Source organism: Pseudomonas sp. PAGU 2196, assembly GCF_022179005.1.
Classification (GTDB): Bacteria; Pseudomonadota; Gammaproteobacteria; order Pseudomonadales; family Pseudomonadaceae; genus Aquipseudomonas; species Aquipseudomonas kermanshahensis.
On the sequence record NZ_BNTL01000049.1, the window covers coordinates 2,005 to 2,214 of the forward strand.

The following is a 210-nucleotide window of genomic DNA, read 5'->3' on the forward strand; positions in this document are numbered from 1 at the left end:
TGCGCGCAACCGCCGCGTGGTGCTGGTGATTTCGCGCAACCTCGAAGTGCGCCGCAGCCTGACCGGTACAGGTAGCGCCAATGCCACGCCGGATGCGGCGTTGCGCCGTGCTGGCACACAAAGTGCACCGGCAACAGCGAGTCACTAACTCGTCAATTCTCCGTCACTGCGTGTCGTCTTGCTTGTTGAGCGCGGTACCTGTGGGAGCGG

The 210-nt window shown here is 63.8% G+C and carries 1 pseudogene; it reads left to right on the top strand.

The window, feature by feature from the left end:
• Positions 1-148: pseudogene (locus MFF34_RS27450) on the top strand (flagellar motor protein MotD); the annotation flags it as partial.
• Positions 149-210: the final 62 nt, after the last annotated feature.